General features: G+C 59.0%; 22 protein-coding genes and 1 tRNA gene. 16 read left to right on the plus strand and 7 right to left on the minus strand.

Going from position 1 to position 24,836, the window contains the following annotated elements:
- Positions 1–26: 26 nt before the first annotated feature.
- A complete protein-coding gene (locus CR254_RS05385; RefSeq protein WP_097928749.1) occupies positions 27–485 on the minus strand; it encodes an Lrp/AsnC family transcriptional regulator in 459 nt (152 codons plus the stop codon).
- A gap of 89 nt (positions 486–574) precedes the next feature.
- Complete coding sequence (locus tag CR254_RS05390) at positions 575–1,786, minus strand: multidrug effflux MFS transporter (RefSeq protein WP_097928750.1); 1,212 nt, start codon at positions 1,784–1,786, stop codon at positions 575–577.
- 108 nt (positions 1,787–1,894) lie between these two features.
- Between CR254_RS05390 and CR254_RS05395 the strand changes: the two genes are divergently transcribed.
- The gene (locus tag CR254_RS05395) at positions 1,895–2,491 is read left to right on the plus strand and encodes a TetR/AcrR family transcriptional regulator (protein ID WP_097928751.1); all 597 of its coding nucleotides are present in this window, start codon (positions 1,895–1,897) and stop codon (positions 2,489–2,491) included.
- A 5-nt stretch (positions 2,492–2,496) separates the two neighbouring features.
- Here CR254_RS05395 and CR254_RS05400 read toward each other — a convergent pair.
- Positions 2,497–2,573, minus strand: a tRNA-Arg gene (locus CR254_RS05400).
- Positions 2,574–2,632: 59 nt separating this feature from the next.
- On the opposite strand from CR254_RS05400, the gene CR254_RS05405 reads away from it, so the two are divergent.
- Entirely contained in the window at positions 2,633–3,580 is a 948-nt protein-coding gene (locus tag CR254_RS05405) for a GT-B fold glycosyltransferase domain-containing protein (protein WP_097928752.1), read from the plus strand.
- Positions 3,581–3,583: 3 nt separating this feature from the next.
- On the opposite strand, the gene CR254_RS05410 is transcribed toward CR254_RS05405, so the two are convergent.
- Positions 3,584–3,970, minus strand: a complete 387-nt coding sequence (locus CR254_RS05410; protein WP_097928753.1) for an HIT domain-containing protein — start codon at positions 3,968–3,970, stop codon at positions 3,584–3,586.
- A gap of 22 nt (positions 3,971–3,992) precedes the next feature.
- Positions 3,993–5,564, minus strand: a complete 1,572-nt coding sequence (locus CR254_RS05415; protein ID WP_097928754.1) for a DUF5928 domain-containing protein — start codon at positions 5,562–5,564, stop codon at positions 3,993–3,995.
- A 143-nt stretch (positions 5,565–5,707) separates the two neighbouring features.
- Between CR254_RS05415 and CR254_RS05420 the strand changes: the two genes are divergently transcribed.
- The 5 genes from CR254_RS05420 to CR254_RS05440 all read left to right on the plus strand — a co-directional run bounded on the left by CR254_RS05420 (position 5,708) and on the right by CR254_RS05440 (position 12,300).
- Positions 5,708–6,508, plus strand: a complete 801-nt coding sequence (locus CR254_RS05420; protein ID WP_097928912.1) for a sulfotransferase family protein — start codon at positions 5,708–5,710, stop codon at positions 6,506–6,508.
- Positions 6,480–7,496 (plus strand): threonine ammonia-lyase, encoded by a 1,017-nt coding sequence (locus CR254_RS05425; protein WP_245851392.1) that lies wholly within the window; start codon positions 6,480–6,482, stop codon positions 7,494–7,496. Before CR254_RS05420 ends, CR254_RS05425 begins: the two co-directional genes overlap by 29 nt.
- 63 nt (positions 7,497–7,559) lie before the next feature.
- The gene (locus CR254_RS05430; protein WP_097928756.1) at positions 7,560–8,018 is read left to right on the plus strand and encodes a GbsR/MarR family transcriptional regulator; all 459 of its coding nucleotides are present in this window, start codon (positions 7,560–7,562) and stop codon (positions 8,016–8,018) included.
- 2 nt (positions 8,019–8,020) lie between these two features.
- On the plus strand, positions 8,021–9,166 hold the full coding sequence (locus CR254_RS05435; protein WP_097928757.1) for an efflux RND transporter periplasmic adaptor subunit: 1,146 nt from the start codon (positions 8,021–8,023) through the stop codon (positions 9,164–9,166).
- Positions 9,163–12,300: an efflux RND transporter permease subunit gene (locus CR254_RS05440; RefSeq protein WP_097928758.1), complete on the plus strand. Its 3,138-nt coding sequence runs from the start codon at positions 9,163–9,165 to the stop codon at positions 12,298–12,300. Before CR254_RS05435 ends, CR254_RS05440 begins: the two co-directional genes overlap by 4 nt.
- 54 nt (positions 12,301–12,354) lie before the next feature.
- Here the strand turns inward: CR254_RS05440 and CR254_RS05445 are convergent, their stop codons facing one another.
- Positions 12,355–13,344 carry an adenosine kinase gene (locus tag CR254_RS05445; RefSeq protein ID WP_097928759.1) on the minus strand — a complete coding sequence of 330 codons (990 nt, stop codon included), beginning with the start codon at positions 13,342–13,344 and terminating at the stop codon, positions 12,355–12,357.
- Positions 13,341–13,985, minus strand: a complete 645-nt coding sequence (gene nth, locus CR254_RS05450; RefSeq protein ID WP_097928760.1) for an endonuclease III — start codon at positions 13,983–13,985, stop codon at positions 13,341–13,343. Before nth ends, CR254_RS05445 begins: the two co-directional genes overlap by 4 nt.
- Positions 13,986–14,527: 542 nt before the next feature.
- On the opposite strand from nth, the gene CR254_RS05455 reads away from it, so the two are divergent.
- The 9 genes from CR254_RS05455 to CR254_RS05495 all read left to right on the plus strand — a co-directional run bounded on the left by CR254_RS05455 (position 14,528) and on the right by CR254_RS05495 (position 24,828).
- Complete coding sequence (locus tag CR254_RS05455) at positions 14,528–15,382, plus strand: methylated-DNA--[protein]-cysteine S-methyltransferase (RefSeq protein WP_097928761.1); 855 nt, start codon at positions 14,528–14,530, stop codon at positions 15,380–15,382.
- A gap of 39 nt (positions 15,383–15,421) precedes the next feature.
- Positions 15,422–15,814: an acyl-CoA thioesterase gene (locus CR254_RS05460; protein WP_097928762.1), complete on the plus strand. Its 393-nt coding sequence runs from the start codon at positions 15,422–15,424 to the stop codon at positions 15,812–15,814.
- A gap of 290 nt (positions 15,815–16,104) precedes the next feature.
- Positions 16,105–18,024 carry a molecular chaperone DnaK gene (gene dnaK, locus CR254_RS05465; RefSeq protein WP_097928763.1) on the plus strand — a complete coding sequence of 640 codons (1,920 nt, stop codon included), beginning with the start codon at positions 16,105–16,107 and terminating at the stop codon, positions 18,022–18,024.
- A 53-nt stretch (positions 18,025–18,077) separates the two neighbouring features.
- Positions 18,078–18,920, plus strand: a complete 843-nt coding sequence (locus CR254_RS05470; RefSeq protein WP_097928764.1) for an FkbM family methyltransferase — start codon at positions 18,078–18,080, stop codon at positions 18,918–18,920.
- Between the two features lie 3 nt (positions 18,921–18,923).
- Positions 18,924–20,078 (plus strand): molecular chaperone DnaJ, encoded by a 1,155-nt coding sequence (gene dnaJ, locus CR254_RS05475; RefSeq protein WP_097928765.1) that lies wholly within the window; start codon positions 18,924–18,926, stop codon positions 20,076–20,078.
- 226 nt (positions 20,079–20,304) lie between these two features.
- A complete protein-coding gene (locus CR254_RS05480) occupies positions 20,305–21,804 on the plus strand; it encodes an ABC transporter substrate-binding protein (protein WP_425440247.1) in 1,500 nt (499 codons plus the stop codon).
- Between the two features lie 87 nt (positions 21,805–21,891).
- The gene (locus tag CR254_RS05485; protein WP_097928767.1) at positions 21,892–22,872 is read left to right on the plus strand and encodes an ABC transporter permease; all 981 of its coding nucleotides are present in this window, start codon (positions 21,892–21,894) and stop codon (positions 22,870–22,872) included.
- Entirely contained in the window at positions 22,869–23,828 is a 960-nt protein-coding gene (locus CR254_RS05490) for an ABC transporter permease (RefSeq protein ID WP_097928768.1), read from the plus strand. The genes CR254_RS05485 and CR254_RS05490 overlap by 4 nt, the downstream gene beginning before the upstream one ends.
- A gap of 4 nt (positions 23,829–23,832) precedes the next feature.
- A complete protein-coding gene (locus CR254_RS05495) occupies positions 23,833–24,828 on the plus strand; it encodes an ABC transporter ATP-binding protein (protein WP_097928769.1) in 996 nt (331 codons plus the stop codon).
- Positions 24,829–24,836 lie beyond the last annotated feature (8 nt).

Genomic DNA, 24,836 nt, shown 5'->3' on the forward strand with positions numbered 1-24,836 from the left:
CACAGCGCGTAGAATTCGCTATGCACTCACCCGATATCGGGAAAGACGGTCGCCCGTTTCAGCACACCATAGGCAAAGCTGGTATCGATTGAGCCAATTCCGGGGATGGAGTGCAATTTTCGCCGCACGAACTCCTCGTAATCCTGCAAATCCTCGACCAAAATCCGCAGCAGGTAATCCTCGCTGCCGGTAATGATATAGCAGTCCAGAATCTGTTCTGTTTCCAGCACCTTCTTCTCGAATTGCTCCACCACCGCAGCCGAGTGTTTTTCCAGCCGGATTCGCACCAGCGCGGTGATGGGCAGGCCATAGGTCTTCTCATCCACAATCGCGGTATAGCCGGTGATGACACCCTGTTCCTCCAACGCGCGGGTGCGGCGCAGGCAGGGCGAGGGCGACAGGTTGACTTGCTCGGCCAAATCCTGATTGGTCAACCGCCCATTGCGTTGCAATGCCGCGATAATCTGGCGATCTTTGCTATCCATATTGATGCTTTCTGGCAGATTCCGCCCACAGGCGCTGAATTACCGCAACAAATAGCAATCACCATCCCCGCCGCCAATACCCTAGGGCATCAGGCGATGACCGCCTCCTCCTTTGCCCCGACGCTGAATTTCAACAACAGGATCAGGGCCACAATCGCAGGCAGCAACAGCCCCAGCGCCATCGGCAGTGCCGTGTCACTGCCACCCAGCGCGACCAGTGATGAGATGGTGAAGGCAATACCAAACTGGATCGCGCCCAGCACGGCCGACCCGATCCCCGCACTATCGCGGGCCGAGGCCATCGCAATATGCATCGCATTCGCAGACAGCATCCCAACACACCCAATCGACAGCCATAGCGGCGGGATAAAGACCCACAGCGTCGTGGTGCCCGATAGCAGCACCAGCACCAGCGTAGCCGCCACGTAATAGGGCAAACCGGTCTTCAAAATCTGCTCCGCCGTGAAGTGGTTCAGCAGCCGCGTATTAACCTGCCCGAACAGCAGCAAAGCCGTGGCGATGCCCGCAAACATCAGACCATAGGTCAGCGCACTCAGCCCGAAAACGCCCTGAAAAACGCCCGAGGAACCAGTGATAAAGGCGAACAGCCCGCCCTGCACCAATCCGGCAATCACAGCGGGGATCACGAATGCCCGACGCCGCAATAGCTGCCCCGCGACCTTGCGCCCCGTGCGAAATGGCGCTGTAACCCGCTGCTCCACCGGCAATGTTTCGGGTACGACCAGCAGTGACAGGATGAATGCCAGCGCTCCGATCAGCAACATCACGACAAAGATCGAGCGCCAGCCAAACGCCCCCAACAGCAAGCTGCCCAGCGTCGGTGACACAATCGGCCCGATGGTGAGCAACATCACCAGAACCGTCATGGCTTGCGCCGCACGCCGCCCCTCATACAGGTCGTTTACCACGGCCCGACCGACCACCATGCCGCCACAGGCCCCCAAGGCTTGCAAAAACCGCAGCGTGTTAAACACGGCGATATCCTCGACAAGGATCAGCGCAAAAGAGGTCACGATAAACAACGCCGTCGCGCCCAGTAGCGGCCCCTTGCGCCCCAGACTGTCGATCAACGGCCCCATGATAAGCTGCCCGACGCACAGCCCGAGGAAGAAGATGGACAGCGACAATTCCGCCGCCGAATGACTGGCCCCCATCGACTGCGCAATATCGCCAAGACCGGCAAGGTACATATCTGTGGCAAGCGGAGGAAAGATGGACAGCAACCCCAGCACAGCCGTGACACAGGCCGCCCGTCGGGCTGATAGGATTTCGCGTGACATGTCGTGACCTCTGATATGGTATTTATTAGACTGCGGTCTATAAAGATAATTGGACGGCAGTCCACAAATAAATTACACATGCCTGTGATCGCCCCGCAGGAGGTAAAGATGAGCACTGAAAAACAGCCCGCAGGCCGCCCCCGCGATACCGAGGCCGCAGGCGCGATCAAGGCCGCGACCCTGAAACTGGTCCGCGAACGCGGCTACGGAAAGGTCAGCATCGCCGCCATCGCGGCGGAGGCAAATGTCGCCCGCCAAACCCTGTATAACCGCTGGAACACAAAGGCGAATTTGGTGCTGGACGCCGTGTTCGAGGAAACTGCCCAATATGCCGACACCCCGCAACACGACCCCAATCAAAGCAGTAAGTCACAGCTTGAAAGGTTTCTAGCGCAGGTCTTTACCCACCTGACCGAAAACGGCGACCCCATCCGCGCCCTGATCGCCGCTGCGCAGGACGACCATGCCTTTCGCCAAGTGTTCAGCGAACGCTTTGTAAAACCACGCGAAAAAATGGTCACAGACCTGCTGCGCAACGCCCAAAACAACGGCGAGATCGCCCCCACCCGCAATGTCGAGATGCTATCCAGCTTCGTCCACGGCGCATTCTGGTACGCCCTGCTCAACGGCGACCCTGTGGATAACGATCTGGCGCGCAACATCGCGGGCGAAATCTTCACCCACGTACCCGACAGGAGTGTTTAGGAAATTGGTGCACCCATCAGGATTCGAACCTGAGACCTCTGCCTTCGGAGGGCAGCGCTCTATCCAGCTGAGCTATGGGTGCGTCCGTTCGCTGCATACTGTAAGCATTGGACGAGCGCAACGGTTCTTGATGGGGGCGACATGCCGCTAAATGTCATGATGGTGGTTCAGGACGGGCGCTTGGCCTATGAAGCGCTGCTGGCCACGGCCAGTTTTGTTCCCACGGATGATGTGCGCCTGTGGTTAATGGAACCCCAACCCGGCCCCAACTGGCCACAGGATCCGCGGGTCGCAAACCCTGAAATTCGGGCGGAACTGCAACGCCACGCGGCTTTGACACCGTTTCACAGCACGCATTTCGGTGCCTTCTATCCGCATGGGAACAAGATGGAGGCCCTGTCCGCCTTGCCCGAGGAGCAGCCATTTCTGTTCCTCGACACGGATACGCTATTCCTTGGCCCGCTCCCGAAAATCGACGCTTCGCGCCCTGCGGCCAGCCTGCGGCGTACGGCGACGTGGCCAAAACTGCAACCGGACGGACCCACGCGCGCGGAAATCTGGCGCAGCCTCTATGACCGATTCGGCCTGACTTTGACCGAGGATACCAATCACCCCTCCGAGGACTGGCAGCGGTTTCCCTATTACAATGCCGGATGGTTCTGCGGCCCCTGCCCACGCCAATTCGGCGCGCGGTTTGTGGAATATGCGACCGAAATCCACGCAAATCCCGGCCCGGCACTGACAGGACAATCGCTGAACCCGTGGCTGGATCAGATCGCACTGCCGCTGGTCATCGCATCGCTGGGCGGTGGTCCGCGTGCGATTGCTGGTCTGGACGATACGGCGACCTGCCACTGGCGCACGCTGCCGCTAGCCTATGCCCGCGAATCCGATGCCGTGATTGAGCGTCTGACCCAGATCGCGCAGATCAATCGCGTAAAAAAGCTGCTCAAGGGCTACCCGCCCTTTCACCAGATGCTGTATCGCGGCGGCGGCGCACAGGCGCGGGCCTTGTTTGCGGATGGCCTGCCCGATGATGAGGCAGTGATCCGCAAGCGCCTGCGCGCCGCCGGTCTGTGGGTGCGTTAGGCGTTACTGCGCCGCTGGCACGTCAATCATCTCACCCAGATATGTACCGGCAAAAATGTGGATGTGCAGATGCGGCACCTCCTGATGACCATCAGGGCCGGCATTGGACAGCATCCGGTACCCTGCGCCGGCATCCGGCGTTACGCCCATCTGCTGCGCGACCTTCGCCACGGTTCGGGTGTAGTCCAGAATCTCGGCATCGCTGGCCTCGGCTGCGAAGTGGTCATAGGTGACATATGGCCCCTTGGGGATCACCAGAACATGCTGCGGGGCACGCGGCGAGATATCCTCGAATGCCAGCGAGTGCTCTGTCTCCATCACCGTGCGGTTGGGGATTTCCCCGCGCAGGATCTTGGCGAAAATGTTCTGATCGTCATAGGCGTAGGCCATGTCGGCTCTCCCAGTGTAAATCTTAGTTAAAGGGCATCTCGGCTACAGCCATTTCGCGCCCGTTCTTAAAGGGAATATCGAGGAAACGCGCAATCTGCTCCCCTGCCAGATCGGCACTGTCATGCAGGTTCAACGTGTAGAAATGTGCAAGGTTCAAATCGCGCAGCGCGTTGCTGTCATCCCTGAACTGCCGGTCCAGCGTGCGGATCAGCGGCATGCAATCCTCCAACCGCGCCTCGTCAGGCAACAGACCCGCCCGCTTAGCATGGCCCAGCAGATAATCATCATCAATGTCTGTGCGCAGCTCCATCACCCGCAGGTTGCACTGATCATCCCGAATATCGCGCAGCGCGTCGATATTTGACGGGTCCAGACAGATCATCAGGCGTTCCGCGTCGTGATATTCCAGCAGCATCCGCAAAACGGCGCGACGGTGGCGGCCACGCTTGGGGGTTGATGTCTCAATCCCGCCCAGCGCGGGCAATGCGCCGGCATCCTCGTCAAAAACATAGCCATGAGCCATGGGACCGCCGGCGCGACGGGCGGCGTTCATGAAGCGCTTGCCGACATGGTATTTCTTGCACACCACGACCAGCATTTCGTTCCCGCGCCCGATCTTGCCGCCCCGCTCCCAGAAACGTTCGGTGTAACGGCCCCCGACACGGCCGCGTCGGGTGACATATTCAAACAGCGCACCGGCGGTATCCGCCGTTACCATGCGGTCGAAATCCTGCGAGAATAAATCCCGCAGCCGTTCACGCAGGCTCAGCGCATTTTCCGAAACCTTGCGCGTGAACAGATGGGGCTGGGTGCGTACCAGATCGTATTGGTCATCATGAAACACCAACGGCAATCCGTAATCCGAAAAGGCGAGGAAGGTCAGCGTGCGGTTTTCCACCTGCTCACGCGGGACCACATGCATGACGAGGCTCTGAAAATAGGTCTCATCCGGAATCCAGGTGGTGGCGAAAAAGCGCGGTATATCCTTGCGAGAGGCCGTCAGCGCCAGCACCTTATCCACCGTACTACGCCGCAGAACGCACCACTGGGACCCGATATAGATCGTCAGACCCTTGGGCGTGCTCCGCTCCATCCCCAAGGCACGTTGCAGCTTTAGCGCGCCATAGAACAGCGCCTTGCGCGTGCGTTCGTTGAAATAATGGCGATAGCGCAGGCGGTCCTCTTTGATGCCAGTCTTGATCCAATCGCTCTCATAGAAATCGTTATGCTCAACGAAATCCTTGTCGTTTTCCTCAAGGTAGCGCGCGATATAGGCGCGCGGCTTGGTCGGCATGCAATCGCCAGAGATAAAGTAGAAATGCGTCGCGTCCGGCCATTTGCTGCGCGCCATTTTCAGCGCGTTCAGCGTGGCCAGAACCAGACTCCATTCCCCCCAGCCGCATTTTACACGGTCACAAAAGGCAACATTGGGATCGTCACCCAGTTCCTCGACAATCTGGGACCAGACGGCAGGGGCTGCGCTTTTATCGACATGAATGGCGATTTTGTCGCCATGTTTTGTCAACATGCGGGCCTGCTGTATCACCCCTTGGGGGTTTTTGTGGCAGAGAAGAATGTACGCGATCTGAACCATGGCATATCAATGCGTCGAGGTCCGGCGCGGGGCAAGAGTTTTGCGCCCATGACAGCTTTATTGACCCATTTCTTGTGCGTTTTCTTGACTTCACGCCCCCCCAAGGGCCAAGGATATAGTTGTATCTGAAATGTGAGGCCAACATGCCCTTTCCCGGGACCTGGATGACCGAGAGTCAATCGATGATCTACCGCGTCGTGCCGAAATGCGCGTGCTCAACAGTGGGACAGATCATGTATTACGCCGATCACGGCGAATATTTCGATGGCGACATTCATGATGCAAAAACCGGTATTCACAAATGGGCGCTGGAACACAGCCAACCCCTGCTAGAGGCCGCCGTAACGGGGCGTGAGCTGTATACATTTACCGCCGTGCGCAATCCGTATACCCGCATCCTCAGCTCGTTCTTTGATAAAATCGCGGGCATTCAGCGCAACGGAAAACGCTATCGCGGCAATCTGGTGCCAATGCTGACCAAACGGTACGGCGTGGAGGTCGAGGGCGACTTTGACCAAATTCAAAGCTTCCGCCGGTTCTTGCTGTTCGTGCGCGACACCATCCGGTTTCGCAAACCGATGGACCCCGATATCCACTGGTCGGCCTGTTCGGGCCATGTCTCGACCCTGGTGCGCAATGGCGGGCGATACGATCACATCTTCCCGACGGAACGGTTCAATGACGGGATGAAGCACGTCCTCGCCAATGTTGAAACGCGCCACGCCGTGGATGTGGACACCATGCCCCGTTTTAACGAGAGCGCAGGCCACGGGCCAAAACAGCAATTCCCGATCGAGGATTATTTCGACGATCTTTCGAACTTCATGATGCTTGAAATCTATCGTCGCGATTTCAATCTGTTCAAATATGCCAAAGAGCCAAACCGGAACCCTCCGGCAAAGGAGATTGACCTCGATGAGGTTCATGCGCGCCTCACGAAGTGAGCAGACACTGCCCGATCTGAACGAAATCGACGCCGCGCGCAAACGGCTGCGCGGACGTATTGTGGCAACCCCGATCCTGCCCCTGACCACCGACCGGCTGACAGACGCGCTGCCCGATGGCGCCAGCGTCTATATGAAGATGGAATTGTTCCAGCAGGCCGGCAGCTTTAAATCCCGCGGCGTTTTGCTGGGCATCGATGCGATGACCCCCGAACAGCGCGCCGCCGGCGTGATTGCGTCGTCAGGCGGAAATCACGCGCTGGCCGTTGCATGGGCTGCCAATGCCGCCGGCATCGACGCGCTGATTATCATGCCAGAGGCAGCAGACCCCCAAACCGTAGAACGTGTTGCCGCCATGGGCGCCACGATCCAACGCACACCGGGCAGCGCCACAAATCTGGCTCTGCTGGACGAAATGACCGCCCAGACCGGCCGCACGAAACTGCACCCGTTCGAGGCCCCGCATATGTTACTGGGTGCCGCGACCTGTGGCTATGAAATCGTCTGCGCTCATCCTGATCTGGACGCGATGATCGTGCCCGTTGGCGGCGGTGGTCTGCTGGCCGGCATTTCGCGCGCGGTCAAACTGTTCTCACCCGCCTGTCAGGTCATCGGGGTGGAGCCGGACGGCGCTGCCGGAATGACCCGCTCGGTTGAGGTCGGCAGTCCCCAAACCCTCAGCGAGGTAAACACCGTCGCCGTCAGTCTGGCCGCGTCCCGTGCCGAGCCGCTGACCTTCTCTGCGGTAAAGGCCCATGTGGACCGCATGATCACCCTGCCAGACAGCGCGTTGATCGAGGCAATGCGCCGCATGAACAGGGACCTGTCACTGATGGTTGAACCGGCCTGCGCCGCGTCCTTTGCCGCGCTAACCGGCCCACTGCGCGATGAATTGGCGGGCAAACGTGTGGGCATTATTGCCTGCGGATCAAATATCGGGCGCGTTGGTTATAGCCGGATCATAGAAGCAGCAGATGCCGCGACCTGATTTGCATTAAAATTTCATAATTTCAGGCTTACATTTTTTTAGTTCAGTCCATACTGAACAGACATGAGCACAAAACCCGATCCTCGCACGGCCTTCATTAAGCATTTCAGTGAGTTCATAACCGATGCGGGGATGAGCCCTATTGCAAGACGCATTTTTGCGACCCTGCATTACGATGGGACGGTCAGATCGTTGAATTCCTTGGCGCAGGAACTATCCGTCAGCCGCGCCAGTATTTCGACCAATGCGCGTAAGCTCATCGAGATGGGGTTTTTGGAGCATCTGCGCCAAACTGGTGATCGGCAGGATTACTATAAAATCCACGACGATGCTTTTTCATCTCTGCTCTCGAAAATTCATCAGCATTTGTCACAGATGACGGAGCTTTTGCACTATATCGAGAAAAACCAGACCGATGCTGCGCGCATTTCGCGGTTGAAACACTTTGTTGACTTCCATGTCGCGTTAACCCAAGTCATACACGACTTTACAGACCGCAAGTCTCTTAACGACGGACCCTAAAAATGACGCACCCCAATTCGACCGAAAACGGCACGCCGCTCGCATTTGACGATACGCGTCGGTCGGGGGTTTCAGGCTGGCTTGCCGTGTTGCTAACACTGGCCCTAATCGCATGGATGGGCAGCGGTTACATCTACCCCACGCCCAGCGCGCCTGAGGAAGAACCACGGCAGGATGGCCGCCGCGCCGCCACCGTCGCAACCCGTCATTCCATGGCAGAACAGATCTCGCAATTCTTCGTGGCTGAGGGGCAGGCCCTGCCCGACCGTGAAACCATGTTGCGGGCCGAAACCTCGGGCGAGATCGAATCGCTCAGCGTGAACAAGGGCGAAATTCTTGAACGTGGCGTAGAAATTGCCCGCATCGCCCCCGCCGAACGCTCCGCCCAATTGGCCCAAGCCACGGCGGAGATTGAGCGTGCCCAGCGCGAGGTTGCAAATGCCCAATCCCTGCTGGAACGCGGCGTTGCCACACAGGACCGCGTGACCGATGCGAATGCCGCGCTGGCCACCGCACAGGCGCAACTGGCGACGGTGGAACAGGGCTTGGAAAACACCATCATCCGCGCCCCCTTTGCCGGCCTGCTGGATGATCTGAGCATCGACCCCGGCGAATATGTTCAGGCCGGCACGGAGGTTGGCCGCATCATCGACACCGATCCCCTAACGATTGAGGTTCAGGTCCCCCAACAGGCCGTGTCCACCATCCACGCGGGACAGGTCGCGACCGTAAACTTCATCACCGGCGAAACACGCGAGGGCACCGTGGCCTATGTTTCGGGCAGCGCGAATGCGCAGACCCGCACCTTCCGCGCCGAGGTTGAGGTGCCAAACCCCGATGGCGCGATCCCTGCCGGCGTTTCGGCGCAAATCCGCGTTCCGGTCGGCACCGCCACCGCACATTTCGTCAGCCCCGCCATTCTGGCACTGGGAACCGACGGCACATTGGGCATCAAAACGCTGGAGGACGGCAATATCGTCGGCTTCGCTCCGGTGGAAATTGTACGCGCCCAAACCGATGGCATCTGGATTTCCGGCCTGCCCGACAGCGCGACAATCATCACTATCGGACAGGGCTTTGTCAGCGCGGGTGAGGTGGTTGACCCACGGGATGAGGCCGCAATCGCCGCGCAGGATGCAGCCCAATGAACGGCCTGATTTCCGCCGCCTTCGGGCGGGCGCGTGTCGTTGCTCTGATGCTGATCTTCATCCTGACGGTCGGCTCCATCGGCTATATCTCGATCCCCAAGGAATCCTCGCCAGAGGTTGCCATCCCCATCATCTATGTCGTCACCACGCTGGAGGGGATCAGCCCCGAGGATAGCGAACGCCTGCTGGTCGAACCGCTGGAAAGCGAGCTTGCCTCAATCGAGGGGCTTCAGGAAATGAGCGGCAGCGCGGCTGAGGGGTATGCCTCCGTCACCATGGAATTCGACCCCGGCTTCGACGCGGATGAGGCAATGGCAAAGGTGCGTGAGGCCGTAGACCGCGCCGCCACCGAATTGCCCGAGGACGCATCCGAGCCCAGCGTGAACGAGGTCAACACCTCGCTATTCCCGATCCTGACAACCATCCTGTCCGGCCCCGTCCCCGAACGCACCCTGATCCGTATTGCCGAGGAGCTGCGCGACGATATGGAGGCACTAGAGGGCGTGCTGGAGGTCGATATCGGCGGCACGCGAGAGGAACTGCTGGAGGTCGTAATCGACCCCACCGTGTTCGAAACCTATGATCTGACATTCGAGGAACTGATCGGCCAGATCAGCCGCAATAACCGCCTGATCGCAGCAGGCGCAATCGACACAGGTGCCGGTCGGCTGGTGCTAAAGGTTCCGGGCCTGATCGAGGATATCGACGATGTGATGAGCATGCCGGTCAAGGTTAGCGGCACCACCGTCGTCACATTTGCCGACATCGCCACCGTGCGCCGCACCTACCGCGACCCTGACAGCTTTGCCCGTATTGACGGCCAGCCCGCATTGGCGCTGGAGGTCAAGAAACGGGTCGGCTCGAATATCATCGAGACTGTGGCACAGGTAAAGGATGTCATCGAACGCGCCAGCCGCGACTGGCCGGATACCGTCCAGATCGAATATATGCAGGACGAGAGCGAGCAGGTGCAGGACATGCTGGGCGATCTGGAAAACAACGTGATCGCCGCCGTGGTGCTGGTGATGATTGTGATCCTGTTCGCATTGGGCATCCGCACCTCGATCCTTGTCGGACTGTCCATTCCGGGGGCTTTCCTTGCCGGTGTGGCGGTGCTGTGGATCATGGGCTTTACCATGAATATCGTGGTGCTGTTCTCACTGATCCTGGTGGTCGGCATGCTGGTGGATGGTGCCATCGTCACGACCGAACTGGCGGACAGGCGATTGCTGTCCGGCGATACCCCGCGACAGGCCTATGCCCACGCGGCGCAGCGTATGGCGTGGCCGATCATAGCATCGACCGCCACAACGCTCAGCGTGTTTTTCCCATTGCTGTTTTGGGAGGGGACCGTGGGCGAGTTCATGAAATTCCTGCCCATCACGGTCATCATCACCCTAGGCGCATCTTTGTTCATGGCGCTGATCTTCATCCCCGTTCTGGGCGGTATGATCGGCAAGGCGCAGCCGCAAACGGCCAAGCAGCGCAGCCAACTTGCCGCCGCGGAATCCGGTGATCCACGCCATATGACCGGTAGTGCCGGCACCTATGTGCGGGCGCTGGAATGGGCGATCCTGCGACCGGGCCGCACGTTGATCTTTGCCCTGCTGGCGCTGGTTGCATCCTTTGTTGCCTATGGTCAATTCGGCACCGGTGTCTCTTTCTTCCCCTCGGTTGAGCCTGACTTCGCGCAGGTTCAAATCCGGTCCCGCGACAACTTCTCGATCTATGAACGCGACGCACTGGTCCGTCAGGTTGAGGATCGCCTGCTGACCTTTGATGAGATTCAAAGCGTCTATGCCCGCTCCACCCTTGGCGGCGGTCAAACGGGTGAGGACGTGATCGGCACGATCCAGCTGGAATTCACCGAATGGGATACCCGCCGCACGGCTGAGGAAATAGGCGAGGATATCCGCGCCTCGGTTGCCGATATCGCCGGCGTGGACGTGCAATATGCCGTGCAGGAGGGCGGACCCGGTGCCGGCAAACCGATCTCGCTAGAGGTGCTGTCGCGCAACGGGCAGGAACAACAGGCTGCTGTTGCGATGATCCGCGCTGCCATGGATCAGGTCGGCGGCTTTACCGACGTGACCGATGATCGCCCCCTGCCCGGCGTGGAATGGCAGCTGGATGTAAACAGGGCCGAGGCCGCACGCTTTGGCGCTGACATCACCCTGCTGGGCCAGGCGGTTCAACTGCTGACCAACGGCATTCAGGTCGCGGATTACCGCCCCGATGACGCCGAGGGTGAGGTCGATATCCGCGTCCGCTTCCCCGCCACCGAACGCACGCTTGAGGAGCTGGAAAGCCTGCGCATCCCCACCGCCGCAGGGCTGATCCCCGTCAGCAACTTTGTGGAATTCGTGCCCGCACCGCGCACCGGCACCATCCACCGTATCGACCAGCGGCGGGTGATTACCATCGCGGCCGATATCGCACCGGGCCTGCTGGCCAATGATCAGGTGATCGCGCTACAGGCGGCGATCAGCAGGCTGGACCTGCCCGCCTCGGTCGAGACGGTGTTCAGTGGTGAGGCCGAGGAACAGGCAGATGCCATGATCTTCCTCGTCGGTGCGTTTGTTGCCGCACTTGGTGCGATGTTCATGATCCTCGTGACACAATTCAACAGCCTGTATCAGGCCTTCATTGTAATGAGCGCGATCGTCTTTTCCATCGCCGGCGTTCTGCTGGGCCTGCTGATCACGGGCCGGCCCTTTGGCGTGGTGATGGGCGGTATCGGCGTGATCGCGCTGGCCGGTATTGTGGTGAACAACAATATCGTTCTGATCGATACCTATAATGACCTGAGGAAGGAGGGCCAATCCGCACGCGAGGCCCTGCTGCGCACCGGAGCACAGCGTTTGCGGCCGGTTGTCCTGACCTCCCTAACCACCGCGCTGGGGCTGATGCCGATGGTGATCGGGGTGAACATCAACTTCTTTGACCGCTCGATCGTGTTCGGCGCACCGTCGACCCAATGGTGGACCGAGCTTTCCTCCGCCATCGCCGGCGGTCTGGTCTTTGCCACGGTGCTGACGCTGATCGTAACGCCTGCCATGTTGATGCTGGGGGTAAAGCTGTCGGAACGTCGCGACCGCCGCCGCGCACGACGGGCCGCTGCCGCCACCACATAAAAAAGCCCCGCCGGATGCGTCCGACGGGGCCAATCTCACAAAACCAACGCGCCCTTACAGGCCGGCATCGGCGAACAGCGCCTTCATATCCTTTTCAGGACGCGCGCCCATATGGCCGATAACCTCAGCCGCAGCGATGCAGCCCATACGACCTGCATCCTGTAGGGTGCGACCAGTGACCAACCCGTTCAGGAAACCTGCCGCGAACTGATCGCCGGCGCCGGTTGCATCGACAGGAACGACGCGGTTCACCGGAATCTCGACCCGCTCATCCCCGCGAATGATGACGACCGCATCACCGGAACGGGTGCAAACCACCAATGGGCAGGCCGCAGCGGCCGTGGCCAGTGCCTCATCCAGAGTGCCCGCCTCATACAAAGTGGTGAACTCTGCCTCATTGCCGATCACGTAATCCAGATCATTGGCCAGCAAGGCTTGGAAGTCGGCACGGTGGCGATCCACGCAGAACGGGTCGCTCAACGCGATGCCGGCCATGCCGCCGCCCTGACGAATGGCGCGGGCCGCCTTGGCAAATGCTTCCTTGCCCTGATCCTTGTCGAACAAATATCCCTCAAGGAACAGAACCTGCGCATCCGTGACAACCGCATCGTCCACATCATCGGGACCAACCTCGGACGAGATGCCCAGATAGGTGTTCATCGAACGCTCACCATCGGGGCTGACGAAAATCATCGAACGGGATGTTGGCAGATCACCGCCCGTAACCGGCCCGTTCGGGAAATCCGTGCCGCCATCGGTCATCGCATCAGCATAGAACCGACCCAGCGCATCATCGCGCACACGCCCGATAAAGGCAGTGGACCGCCCCATTGCGCCCAAACCGGCGAGGGTATTTGCAACCGAACCGCCGGCCGCCTGCACACGCTCACTCATCGCGGCATACAGCGTCTCGCCGCGCTCACGCTCAACCAATTGCATGATGCCCTTGGTGATGCCCATATGTTCCAGAAAGCTGTCATCGGTTTGTGCGATCACATCAACAACGGCATTGCCGATGCCAACAACTTCGTAGCGTTTGGTCATATCGTTTTGTCCTCGAAGGTACAGATATCGTTGATAAGGCAATGCGCGCAATCAGGGTTGCGGGCCTTGCAGGTATAGCGGCCATGCAGGATCAGCCAGTGATGGGCGTGCTGCTGGAATTCCACCGGCACGCGATCTTCAACCGCACGTTCCACCGCGACAACATCCTTACCCGGCGCGATGCCGGCACGATTGCCAATGCGGAAGATATGGGTATCCACGGCCTGCGCGGGATGCCCGAACCACATGTTCAGCACCACATTCGCGGTTTTGCGCCCCACACCGGGCAGGGATTCCAGCGCGGCGCGACTGGATGGCACCTCACCCCCGAATTCATCGACCAGAATGCGGCTCAGCTTGATGACGTTTTTCGCTTTGTTGCGATACAGGCCAATGGTGCGGATGTGCTCGATCACAGCTTCCTCGCCCAGATCCAGCATTTTCTGCGGGGTGTCTGCCACCTTGAACAACTCCACAGTGGCGCGGTTCACACCCTTATCGGTTGCCTGCGCGCTCAACGCGACGGCGACGACCAGAGTGAAGGCGTTGACGTGATCCAGCTCTCCCTTCGGCTCGGCGCAATCATCGCGGAACCGGGTGAAAACCTCGACCATCTGGGAATATGTAAGCGGCTTTGGCATGGCGCCCCTCATGCCACGGGTGGGCGTTGCAATCAAAGACAGATTTGTCGCCGGCCCGATCTTAACCCTGCGTTACGCAAAAAGGCCGGTTTCGCACCAAACCAGCCCCTTCGCAAAATTTGCCAGCCTTATAGCAGCCGCACCGCAGCCAAATAGCAGCCCGCTATTTTCACGCAATCAGTCGGCAGCGATCCAATCATCGCCACGCCCGTCGCCGGTCACGTCGAAGATCTCGCACCCATTCGGGCCGATCAGATCTGCGACCGCATTCATCCCATATTCGTCAGCGATTTATTGCGGCACATATAGGGCATCCAACCCCGCACATAAATTGCTGGACAGCGCAACAGTGCCCCCATCCAAGGCGGGATAAACCCAGCCACTGGCGGGACACTATTTTACGACCTCAAAGCAACTCAAACTGGCTACATTTACGGCAGATGAGGCAGCAAAATGCACAAGAACCGCACGTTTCGGGTCGTTTATATCACCCGCTATGTGCAACTAGTTTGGACCAGCATGTAACCGAAGGGGGATCACCCATGTCCGACGATAGCGCCGCCGCCCAATACACCCTGATGGCCCGCGCCCTGCGGCATATCGAGGAGAACCGTCTGGACCAACCGACGCTGGGCGATGTTGCTGCCTCGGTCGGGTTGAGCGCACCGCACTTCCAGCGTGCGTTCAGCCAATGGGTCGGGATCAGCCCGAAACGCTATCAACAATATCTGACGCTGGACCATGCGCGGCATTTGCTCAAGGAACGGTTCACCGTGCTCGACACCACCTTTGAGACCGGTCTATCCGGCCCCGGTCGGCTGCACGATCTGTTTGTGCGGTGGGAGGCAATGACGCCGGGCGAATATGCACGGGGCGGGGCCGGTATCACCATCAGCTATGGCTGGTTTGACAGCCCCTTTGGCGAGGTTCTGGCACTGGGCACCGATCGCGGATTGTGCGGCATGGCCTTTGCGGCGGAAAGCACTCGTGCCGACACCTTTACCGATATGAGCAGCCGCTGGCCGGCCGCCACATTCGTCGAGGCCCCTCAAAACATTGCAAAATGGGCGCAAGCGGCCTTTGGCGAGGGCGGAGAGGCCCGCTTGCATCTGATCGGCGCGCCGTTCCAGATCAAGGTATGGGAGGCCCTGCTGTCCATCCCTTCAGGCCATGTCACCACCTATTCCCAAATTGCCGAGGTTATCGGCAACCCAAAGGCAGTGCGCGCCGTGGGCACCGCCGTTGGGCGCAATCCGGTTAGCTGGCTGATCCCGTGCCACCGTGCGATGCGCAAATCGGGCGGGCTGGGCGGCTATCACTGGGGGCTGCCCGTCAAACGCGCGATGCTGGCCTGGGAGGCCGCACGGCTGGATGCGCGGGACGAGAATGTCGCCTAATGCTTGATCGTGGCGCGCGCATTGCGCACTCTATCGTGCATGACAGATCAAATTGACAAACCGCATGGACAGCTCGCATTGCAAACCATTGCAATGCCGGCAGATACGAACGCTAACGGAGATATCTTCGGGGGCTGGCTGATGGCGCAGATGGACCTTGGTTCATCGGTTCTTGCCCGAACCCGCGCCCGCGGTCGGGTCGCCACAGTCGCTGTTGAGGCGATGACCTTTTACAAACCGGTCCATGTCGGGGATCTGGTCAGTATTCATGGCGAGATCCAGAACGAGGGCACGACCTCCATGCGTATCGGGGTTGAGGTCTGGGTGACACGCCAACCCAGTGGTGAGCTACTGAAAATGACCGAGGCCGTCTTTACCTTTGTTGCCGTGGATGACAGCGGCAATAAACGACCGCTGCCGGTAAAATCATAACGACATTCCTTCAGGCAGGGTGGCAACGCCCTGCCCGCGCTGCGGCCCGCCGGTTTTGCCCTAAATTTCACCACACCCGCCCCGTTTGAACAGTAGTTCTGCGTTCCGCTGCGTATTTGGCGCTGAAATGTATGTGCACATTGCAAAGCAGATGGTTGCGGCGGGTGAAGCTGCCTCCTATATCAGCGTGCAGTAACAGCCGAACCTCAGCAGAGGGACGGCAGGGATGGGGAACGGGGGCCTCCGAGCAGGACCCGAGCCCTACAATCGCCAAGTAGAAGGGACGTATTATGTCTAAAGTTATCGGTATTGACCTCGGAACCACCAACTCCTGCGTCGCCATCATGGACGGCAGCCAAGCAAAAGTGATCGAAAACTCCGAGGGTGCACGCACGACCCCCTCCATGGTTGGCTTCACAGAAGACGAGCGCCTGGTTGGCCAGCCTGCAAAACGTCAGGCCGTCACAAACCCCACAAACACCCTGTTCGCAGTCAAGCGTCTGATCGGCCGTCAATTCGGTGATCCGCTGGTCTCCAAGGACAAGGGCATGGTCCCCTTCGAAATCGTCGAGGGGTCCAACGGTGATGCATGGGTCGAGGCACGCGGTGAGAAATACTCCCCGTCGCAGGTCTCCGCATTCATCCTGCAAAAGATGAAGGAAACAGCTGAGCAGTATCTGGGTGAGAAGGTCGAGCAGGCCGTCATCACCGTGCCAGCGTATTTCAACGACGCACAGCGTCAGGCGACCAAGGATGCGGGCAAGATTGCCGGCCTCGAAGTTCTGCGCATCATCAACGAGCCGACAGCGGCGGCATTGGCATATGGCCTCGACAAAGAGGGTTCCAAGACCATTGCGGTCTATGACCTTGGCGGCGGTACATTCGATATCTCGATCCTCGAAATCGACGAAGGCCTGTTCGAAGTTAAATCCACCAACGGCGACACGTTCCTCGGCGGTGAAGATTTCGACATGCGCATTGTCGAATATCTGGCCGATCAGTTCAAAAAAGAGCACGGCATCGACCTGCGCGGCGACAAACTGGCGCTACAGCGTCTGAAGGAAGCTGCGGAAAAGGCAAAGATCGAGCTGTCCTCGACCTCGCAAACCGAAATCAACCAGCCGTTCATCTCGATGAACCCTGAGACACGCCAGCCGGTTCACCTGGTAATGAAGCTGACCCGCGCAAAGCTGGAAAGCCTCGTCTCCGACCTGATCGCACGTTCGATCAAGCCGCTGAAAGCCGCGTTGAAGGATGCTGGCCTGTCCACATCGGATATCGATGAGGTTGTGATGGTCGGCGGCATGACGCGTATGCCTAAAGTATACGACGAAGTGACCAAGTTCTTCGGCAAGGAGCCACATAAGGGTGTGAACCCTGATGAGGTTGTCGCCATGGGCGCCGCCATTCAGGCCGGTGTTTTGCAGGGCGATGTTACCGACGTGGTTCTGCTGGACGTCACCCCGCTGACGCTGGGTATTGAGACGATGGGCGGCGTACTGACGCCAATGATCGATCGCAACACGACGATCCCGACGAAAAAGTCCAACGTCTTCTCCACCGCTGAGGACAACCAGAGCGCCGTAACCATCCGCGTGTTCCAGGGTGAGCGTTCCATGGCTGCGGATAACAAGATGCTGGGCCAGTTCAACCTGGAGAGCATCCCGCCCGCACCTCGTGGCCTGCCACAGATCGAAGTGACCTTCGACATCGACGCCAACGGCATCGTGTCCGTCTCCGCCAAGGATAAGGGGACGAACAAGGAGCAGAAGATCACCATTCAGGCCAGCGGTGGTTTGTCCGATGCCGATATCGAGGCAATGGTTCGTGAAGCCGAGGAGAACGCTGACGCCGATAAGGATCGTCGCGAGCTGGTCGAGGCGAAGAACCAGGGTGAAAGCCTGATGCACTCCACCGAGAAGTCGCTGGAGGAGCACAAGGACAAGGTCAGCTCCACCACGATCGAGGCAATCGATCTGGCGATGGCGCAGCTCAAGGACTCGCTGGAAACAGACGATGTGGGCAAGATCAAAGGCTCCATCCAGAACCTGACGGAATCGGCCATGAAGCTGGGCGAGGCCATCTATAAGGCGCAGGAAGCAGAGGCCGAGGCGGATGAGCCACGCGCCGCCGACGATGCAATGGGTGAGGACGACGTCGTTGACGCAGACTTCACCGATGTTGACGACGACGGCAAGAAGGCGTCCTGATCGTTCTGTCGGGCGGTGATCCCCACCGCCCGACAAACCAGGCAGATACGCTTATGTCCTTTACGCCCCCGAACCCGCCCTTTGGCACCTATGCAATTTCGCCCACGCTTGAGCGTTTGCGCCTGCGTGCCGAACGTGCGCCGCGCCGCTGGATCGCCTCTGGCATCCGCCGTTTGATCCAGCGTGCACAGGCCGAGCCCTATGATGTTGTCGTTTTCGGCAATCAAAAGGCACGGCTGCATCCCGCGGATAACCGCGCCGAAAAACGGGTTTTGTCAGGGACGCAATATTGGGACTTACCCGAACGAACACGGTTGGCACAGGCCATCGCGGAGGCAGGTGATACATTCTGCTTCGTCGATGCCGGTGCAAATGTCGGCATGTACACCCTATCCGTGCGCGCGGATGCGCAGCGCGCTGGTAAGGCTGTGCAAATTGTTGCGATCGAACCTGATCCCGTAAATGCGGGGCGCCTGCGATGCAACCTTGCCGCGTCCGATGCTGTCGATGTGCATCACGCCGCCGTCGCGTTGAGCGATTCGGAGGGTGAGGTCAGCTTCGTCTCGGGCGGTTTGGAAAATCGGGGTGAGGCACGGATTGGCGAGGGTGATCTGACATTGCCCTGCCGTCCATTGCTATCGGTTGTTCAGGATGCAGGGCTGCCGCGTATCGACGCGATGAAGATGGATATCGAGGGTTACGAAATTCCGGTTCTGACAGCATTTTTTGCGAGCGCTCTGCCGCAAATGCTGCCCCGGCTCGTAATCATGGAAACCGGCCGCGATGCGGGTGGGCCCCTACCGGAACTGATGATCCGGCACGGCTACCACATCGAAATGCAGACCGGTATCAACACAATTTTCGTGCTGGGCGACGCCGCTCAGCCATCGGAGTAAGACATGGCGAAGCGCGATTACTACGATGTTCTGGGTGTAGCCAAAGGTGCCACCGACGTCGAAATCAAAAAGGCGTTCAAGAAAAAGGTGATGGAACATCACCCTGACCGGAACCCCAATAATCCTGAGGCTGAGGGCCTGTTCAAGGAGGCCAACGAAGCACATGACGTGCTGAAGGATCCTGAAAAGCGCGGCGCCTATGACCGCTACGGCCACGCCGCGTTTGAGGGCGGAATGGGTGCCGGCGGCGGGCGACGTCAGCAGGGCGGCGCGGATTTCTCCTCGGCGTTTTCGGACGTGTTCGACGACCTGTTCGGCGATTTCATGGGCGGGCAACGCGGTGGGCGCGGTGGTGGCCAGCGCGCCGCACGTGGGTCAGACCTGCGCTACAACATGCATGTCACGCTTGAGGAAGCCTTTGCCGGCAAGCAAGCCAGCATCACCATCCCCGGATCGGCGATCTGTGAGGAATGTGAGGGCTCGGGCGCAGAGGGCGGCGCAGAACCCGCCACCTGCCCAACCTGTTCAGGCATGGGTAAGGTCCGCGCGCAGCAGGGCTTTTTCACCATTGAACGCACCTGCCCTACCTGTGATGGCCGCGGCCAGATCATCAAGAACCCGTGCCGCAACTGTAATGGCGCCGGTCGGGTTGAAAAGCAGCGCACGTTGAGCGTGAACATCCCCAAGGGCGTCGAAACCGGCACCCGTATCCGTCTAGCGGGTGAGGGTGAAGCCGGCCAGCGTGGCGGTCCATCGGGCGATCTGTACATCTTTATCGAGGTGGCCAGCCATCCGATCTTTGAACGCGATGGCGTCAATCTGTTCTGCCGGATTCCGGTCCCGATGGCGACTGCCGCGCTTGGCGGTGACATCGAGGCACCAAATCTGGACGGTGGCCGCAGCCGCGTAAAGGTTCCGGCCGGCGTGCAGGCAGGCAAGCAATTGCGCCTGCGCAGCAAGGGTATGCCCCATCTGCGCGGACAGGGCACTGGCGATCTGTATATCGAACTGGCGGTTGAAACGCCGGTCAACCTGACCGCACGGCAAAAGGAATTGCTGAAGGAGTTCGAGGACGAAAGCGCCAAGAACAGCCCTGACAGCGAGGATTTCCTGTCCAAGGTTAAGGGTTTCTGGGACGGCATGCGCGGCACCGGCTAACGCATCCACCTGTTTAACTGGAAAGGCCCGCACACCCTGTGCGGGCTTTTTTCATTTCGCGTATCCGCATTGGAAACAGTGGACGCGATCCATCAATTGATTAGGTCATTCATTTTCAGCATTGGTCGGGCGGAAATCCGCTCGCTAACGTCCGTGAACCAACTTCAGGGAGCTGAAAATGAAAAAATTCACCACCATTGCCTCCGCGCTCGCATTGAGCGTCGGCATGACATTCGGTGCAGCAGCACAAGATCTCCGCATTGCCTATGACGCCGATCCGGTATCGCTCGACCCACATGAGCAGCTATCAGGCGGTACACTACAGCTGTCGCACATGACCTTTGACCCGCTGGTACGCTGGACACAGGACCTACAGTTCGAGGGCCGTCTGGCCGAGAGCTGGGAGCAGGTTGACGATGTCACCACCCGCTTCACCCTGCGTCAGGGCGTAAAGTTCCACTCCGGCAACGAAATGACGGCTGATGACGTGGTTTACACGTTTGAGCGCCTGAAGGAGTCGGATGACTTCCGCGGTATCTTCGCACCGTTCGTCTCGCTGACCGCAGTAGACGATTACACGGTTGAGCTGGTCACAGCTGAGCCTTACCCGCTGGTCCTGCACACCGCGACCTACATCTTCCCGATGGAGCGTGCCTTCTACGAAGGTTCCGAGGATGGCGGCGAGATTGTTAAGCACGGCGACAGCTTCGCCTCGCGCAACATCTCCGGCACCGGCCCATATGTCGTGACAGAGCGTGAGCAAGGCGTTTCCATGACGTTCGAGCGTTTTGCCGATTACTGGGATACAGAATCCGAGGGCAACGTTCAGAACATCACACTGACCCCGATTGCCGAGGATCCAACTCGCGTTGCGGCCCTGCTGGCCGGCGATGTTGATTTCATCGCACCTGTTCCGCCAACCGATTTGCAGCGCATCGAGGACGATCCAGAGACGGATCTGATCACCATGTCCGGCACACGGATCATCACGTTCCAACTGAACCAGGACCGTGTTGAGGCATTCCAGGACGCACGTGTTCGTCGCGCAATCGACTTCGCTGTGAACAATGAGGGCATCGTCGCCCGCATCATGCGCGGCTTCGGCACCGTTGGCGCACAGGCATCCCCTGCTGGATATCTGGGCCATGATCCTGAGCTGACGCCACGCTTTGATCTGGACGAGGCAAACCGCCTGATGGCCGAAGCAGGCTATGCAGATGGTTTCACCGTTTCGATGATGGCGCCAAACAACCGCTACGTGAACGATGCGCGCATCGCCGAGGCTGTTGCCTCGATGCTGTCGCAAATCAACATCACGGTTGATCTGCAAACGTTGCCAAAGGCCCAGTACTGGCCTGAATTCGACGAGCGTTCCGCCGACATGATGATGATCGGCTGGCATGCGGATACCGAGGATTCGGCAAACTTCCACCAGTTCCTGACAGCCTGTGCTGATGAGGAAACCGGTAACGGTCAGTATAACTCGGGCAACTATTGCAACGAGGAAGCCGATGCCCTGATGGCGCAGGCAAATGCCGAAACCGATCCGGAAGTACGCGCAGACCTGCTGCAACAGCTTGAGGGCATCCTGTACGAGGATGCTGCCTTTATCCCGCTGCACTGGCAGGATCTGGCATGGGGCGCACGCGCTGGTGTAAATGCTGCACCTATCGTGAACGCGCTGAACTTCCCCTACTTTGGTGATCTGGTTGTAGATACCGAGTAAGCAACGTGCAGGCCGGATCAAACCGGCCGCATATCAATACCGCAGGGGGCCGCGCGCCCCCTGCATTTTCACCGGGGGACACACGGCATGTTTGCCTATCTCGTCAAAAGACTGTTTCAGGCCGCTGCGGTCATGTTCGCGATATCGATTGTCGCCTTTGCCATTCAGGACAATCTGGGTGATCCGCTGCGTGAACTGGTCGGGCAATCCGTATCCGAGGAAGTCCGCCAGCAATTGCGTGATGAGCTGGGCCTGAACGATAGCTTTATCGAACAATATCTACGCTTTGCCGGTCGTGCCATTCAGGGCGATCTAGGCACCTCATATTTCTTTAAAGAACCCGCGTTGGACGTGATCCTGCGCAAACTGCCCGCGACGCTGGAACTGGTCTTTGGTGCGACTGTCATCATTATCGGCCTGTCCATTCCGCTGGGCGTTTACACTGCGATCAAGCCGAACTCGATTTTTTCCAAAGTCGTGATGGGCGTCAGCATCATCGGTATCTCGATCCCTGTCTTTCTGACGGCAATCCTGCTGATCTTCTTCTTTGCGGTTGAGCTGCGCTGGCTACCCTCGTTCGGGCGGGGTGATCCGGTTCATGTGTTTGGTTATTGGGAAACGAATTTCGCGAACTGGGCCGGCCTGCGCCAGATTTTGCTGCCCTCCATCGCGCTCAGCTCGATCATGTTGCCACTGTTTATCCGCCTGATCCGTGCGGAAATGCTGGAAACACTCGACAGCGAATATGTGAAATACGCCTATGCCAAGGGCCTGCAAACGCGCCGTATCTGGTTTGTGCACGCGCTGAAAAACACGCTGCTGCCGGTGATTACCGTGGGTGGTGTGCAGATCGGAACCATGGTGGCCTATACGATCCTGACCGAAACCGTCTTTCAGTGGCCCGGCATGGGCTTCATGTTTCTAGAGGCGGTGAACCGCGTCGATACGCCCCTGATCGTGGCCTATCTGATCGTGGTCGGTTTCATCTTTGTTCTAACTAATACGGTGGTCGATTTGATCTACGGACTGGTCAACCCGACCGTCAATTTGTCGAGGATGGGCGCATGAGCAACGTGGAGAGTAATCTGCACAGCCAGACCCGCTGGCAGAAATTTCGTGCCTCTAATCTGGGATATTCGTTCCTGAGCAATAAGGTCGCGATGATCTCCATGGCGGTCTTTGTGGCTATCGTGGTGATGGCGGTGTTTGCACCGCTGATCGCGCCATTCGATCCCTATGATCCGCGCCAGCAAGACATCATGAATTCCGAGATGGCCCCCATTTGGTGGGCCGGCCCGCGTGATTTCACGGACCCGCAATTCATTCTGGGCACCGATGCGCAGGGGCGCGACCTGTGGTCCGCGATCCTGTACGGCACGCGCCTGTCGCTGATGATCGGCGTCTGTGCCGTTGCGTTGCAGGCGTTTCTTGGCATCTCCATCGGTCTGATCTCGGGCTATGTTGGCGGGCGCACGGATAGCTTGCTGATGCGTTTGGCTGATATCCAGTTGAGCTTTTCCACGCTGATGGTCGCGATCATCTTCCTCGCGGTGACGCAGGCGCTGTTCGGGTCAGAGGTGTTCAACCGCTACGCTATCTTCTTTCTGATCGCAGTGATTGGCGTGTCCGAATGGCCGCAATATGCCCGAACGGTCCGCGCGACTGTGCTGGCGGAGAAAAAGAAGGAATATGTCGATGCCGCGCAGGTTCTGGGCTTTGGCCCGATCCGCATCATGGTGCGGCATATTCTGCCAAACTCCGTCTCGCCGATCTTTGTGATTTCAACCGTTCAGGTTGCGAATGCGATTATTTCGGAGGCGTCGCTCTCCTTCCTCGGGCTGGGAATGCCGGTATCGCAACCCTCGCTAGGCTCGCTGATTTCCGGCGGGTTCGAGTTCATTTTTTCGGGAAGCTGGTGGATCACAACAATCCCCGGCGTCGTTCTGGTCGTGCTGGTTCTGGTCATCAACCTGTTGGGTGACTGGCTGCGCGACGTGCTGAACCCCAAGCTGTATAAGGGGTAGGCCCATGTCACTTCTTTCCGTACAGGGCCTGACCGTGAAGTTTGCGATGCGCAACAACACGGTTACCGCGCTCAACGACATCTCGTTCGATATTGGTCAGGGTGAACGGGTCGGCATCGTCGGGGAATCCGGCGCCGGCAAATCCATCACCGGATTCTCGATACTGAACCTGCTGTCGCGCCCCGGCTATATCGCCGGCGGGTCGATCATGTTTGACGGGCAGGACCTGACCAAGCTGAGCGATAAGCAGTTCCGCACCATTCGCGGCAACCGCATCGCCATGATTTTTCAGGACCCGATGGTCACGCTGAACCCCGTTCTGACCATTGGTCAGCAGATGGTGGAACAATTGCAGGCCCATCGTCGCGTCAGTCGCAAGGACGCGGAGATCATCGCCGTGGCCAAGCTGCGTGAGGTCTATATCCCCGCACCAGAGGAACGCCTGAAGCAGTATCCGCATGAGCTGTCCGGCGGTATGCGCCAGCGGATTGTCATCGCTATTGCGCTGCTGCTGGACCCTCAGCTGATTATCGCTGACGAACCGACAACCGCGCTGGATGTGACCATTCAGGCCGATATCATGGAGCTGCTGCTGGAGCTGTGCGAAAGCAACAATGTCAGCCTGATCCTGATCACCCACGATCTGGGCGTGGTCAGCCAGATGACGCAACGCATGTTAGTTATGTATGCCGGCCGGATTATCGAAACCGGTGGCACACGTGAAATCATCAACGACCCACAGCATCCCTATACGCAGGGCCTGATTAACGCATTGCCGCAGCAGACCCTACCCGGTGAGAAACTGCGCCAGATCCCCGGCAATATGCCCGCGCTCAGCGCCATTCCCCCCGGCTGCCCGTTCCACCCACGCTGCGGCTATGCCGTGCCCACCTGCCGCACCGTGCGCCCCGAATTGCGGCGCCATGGCGGGTCGGACGTGGCCTGTATCGAGGTTGAGCGCCTGCACGGCACCACACCGCATAAGGTGGATTACGCATGAAGAACGAA

Origin of the sequence: Pontivivens marinum (genome assembly GCF_900231835.1) — a bacterium.
Classification (GTDB): Bacteria; Pseudomonadota; Alphaproteobacteria; order Rhodobacterales; family Rhodobacteraceae; genus Pontivivens; species Pontivivens marinum.

Bases quoted from the DNA above. Each gene is read 5' to 3' on its own strand.
- CR254_RS05395 (WP_097928751.1), top strand. From the start codon at position 1,895: ATGAGCACTGAAAAACAGCCCGCAGGCCGCCCCCGCGATACCGAGGCC.
- CR254_RS05490 (WP_097928768.1), top strand. From the start codon at position 22,869: ATGAGCAACGTGGAGAGTAATCTGCACAGCCAGACCCGCTGGCAGAAA.
- CR254_RS05425 (WP_245851392.1), top strand. From the start codon at position 6,480: ATGAGGTTCATGCGCGCCTCACGAAGTGAGCAGACACTGCCCGATCTG.
- CR254_RS05430 (WP_097928756.1), top strand. From the start codon at position 7,560: ATGAGCACAAAACCCGATCCTCGCACGGCCTTCATTAAGCATTTCAGT.
- CR254_RS05445 (WP_097928759.1), bottom strand. From the start codon at position 13,344: ATGACCAAACGCTACGAAGTTGTTGGCATCGGCAATGCCGTTGTTGAT.
- CR254_RS05435 (WP_097928757.1), top strand. From the start codon at position 8,021: ATGACGCACCCCAATTCGACCGAAAACGGCACGCCGCTCGCATTTGAC.
- CR254_RS05455 (WP_097928761.1), top strand. From the start codon at position 14,528: ATGTCCGACGATAGCGCCGCCGCCCAATACACCCTGATGGCCCGCGCC.
- CR254_RS05420 (WP_097928912.1), top strand. From the start codon at position 5,708: ATGCCCTTTCCCGGGACCTGGATGACCGAGAGTCAATCGATGATCTAC.
- CR254_RS05390 (WP_097928750.1), bottom strand. From the start codon at position 1,786: ATGTCACGCGAAATCCTATCAGCCCGACGGGCGGCCTGTGTCACGGCT.
- CR254_RS05460 (WP_097928762.1), top strand. From the start codon at position 15,422: ATGACAGATCAAATTGACAAACCGCATGGACAGCTCGCATTGCAAACC.
- CR254_RS05405 (WP_097928752.1), top strand. From the start codon at position 2,633: ATGCCGCTAAATGTCATGATGGTGGTTCAGGACGGGCGCTTGGCCTAT.
- CR254_RS05480 (WP_425440247.1), top strand. From the start codon at position 20,305: ATGACATTCGGTGCAGCAGCACAAGATCTCCGCATTGCCTATGACGCC.
- nth (WP_097928760.1), bottom strand. From the start codon at position 13,985: ATGCCAAAGCCGCTTACATATTCCCAGATGGTCGAGGTTTTCACCCGG.
- CR254_RS05440 (WP_097928758.1), top strand. From the start codon at position 9,163: ATGAACGGCCTGATTTCCGCCGCCTTCGGGCGGGCGCGTGTCGTTGCT.
- CR254_RS05410 (WP_097928753.1), bottom strand. From the start codon at position 3,970: ATGGCCTACGCCTATGACGATCAGAACATTTTCGCCAAGATCCTGCGC.
- CR254_RS05495 (WP_097928769.1), top strand. From the start codon at position 23,833: ATGTCACTTCTTTCCGTACAGGGCCTGACCGTGAAGTTTGCGATGCGC.
- CR254_RS05485 (WP_097928767.1), top strand. From the start codon at position 21,892: ATGTTTGCCTATCTCGTCAAAAGACTGTTTCAGGCCGCTGCGGTCATG.
- dnaJ (WP_097928765.1), top strand. From the start codon at position 18,924: ATGGCGAAGCGCGATTACTACGATGTTCTGGGTGTAGCCAAAGGTGCC.
- CR254_RS05415 (WP_097928754.1), bottom strand. From the start codon at position 5,564: ATGGTTCAGATCGCGTACATTCTTCTCTGCCACAAAAACCCCCAAGGG.
- dnaK (WP_097928763.1), top strand. From the start codon at position 16,105: ATGTCTAAAGTTATCGGTATTGACCTCGGAACCACCAACTCCTGCGTC.
- CR254_RS05385 (WP_097928749.1), bottom strand. From the start codon at position 485: ATGGATAGCAAAGATCGCCAGATTATCGCGGCATTGCAACGCAATGGG.
- CR254_RS05470 (WP_097928764.1), top strand. From the start codon at position 18,078: ATGTCCTTTACGCCCCCGAACCCGCCCTTTGGCACCTATGCAATTTCG.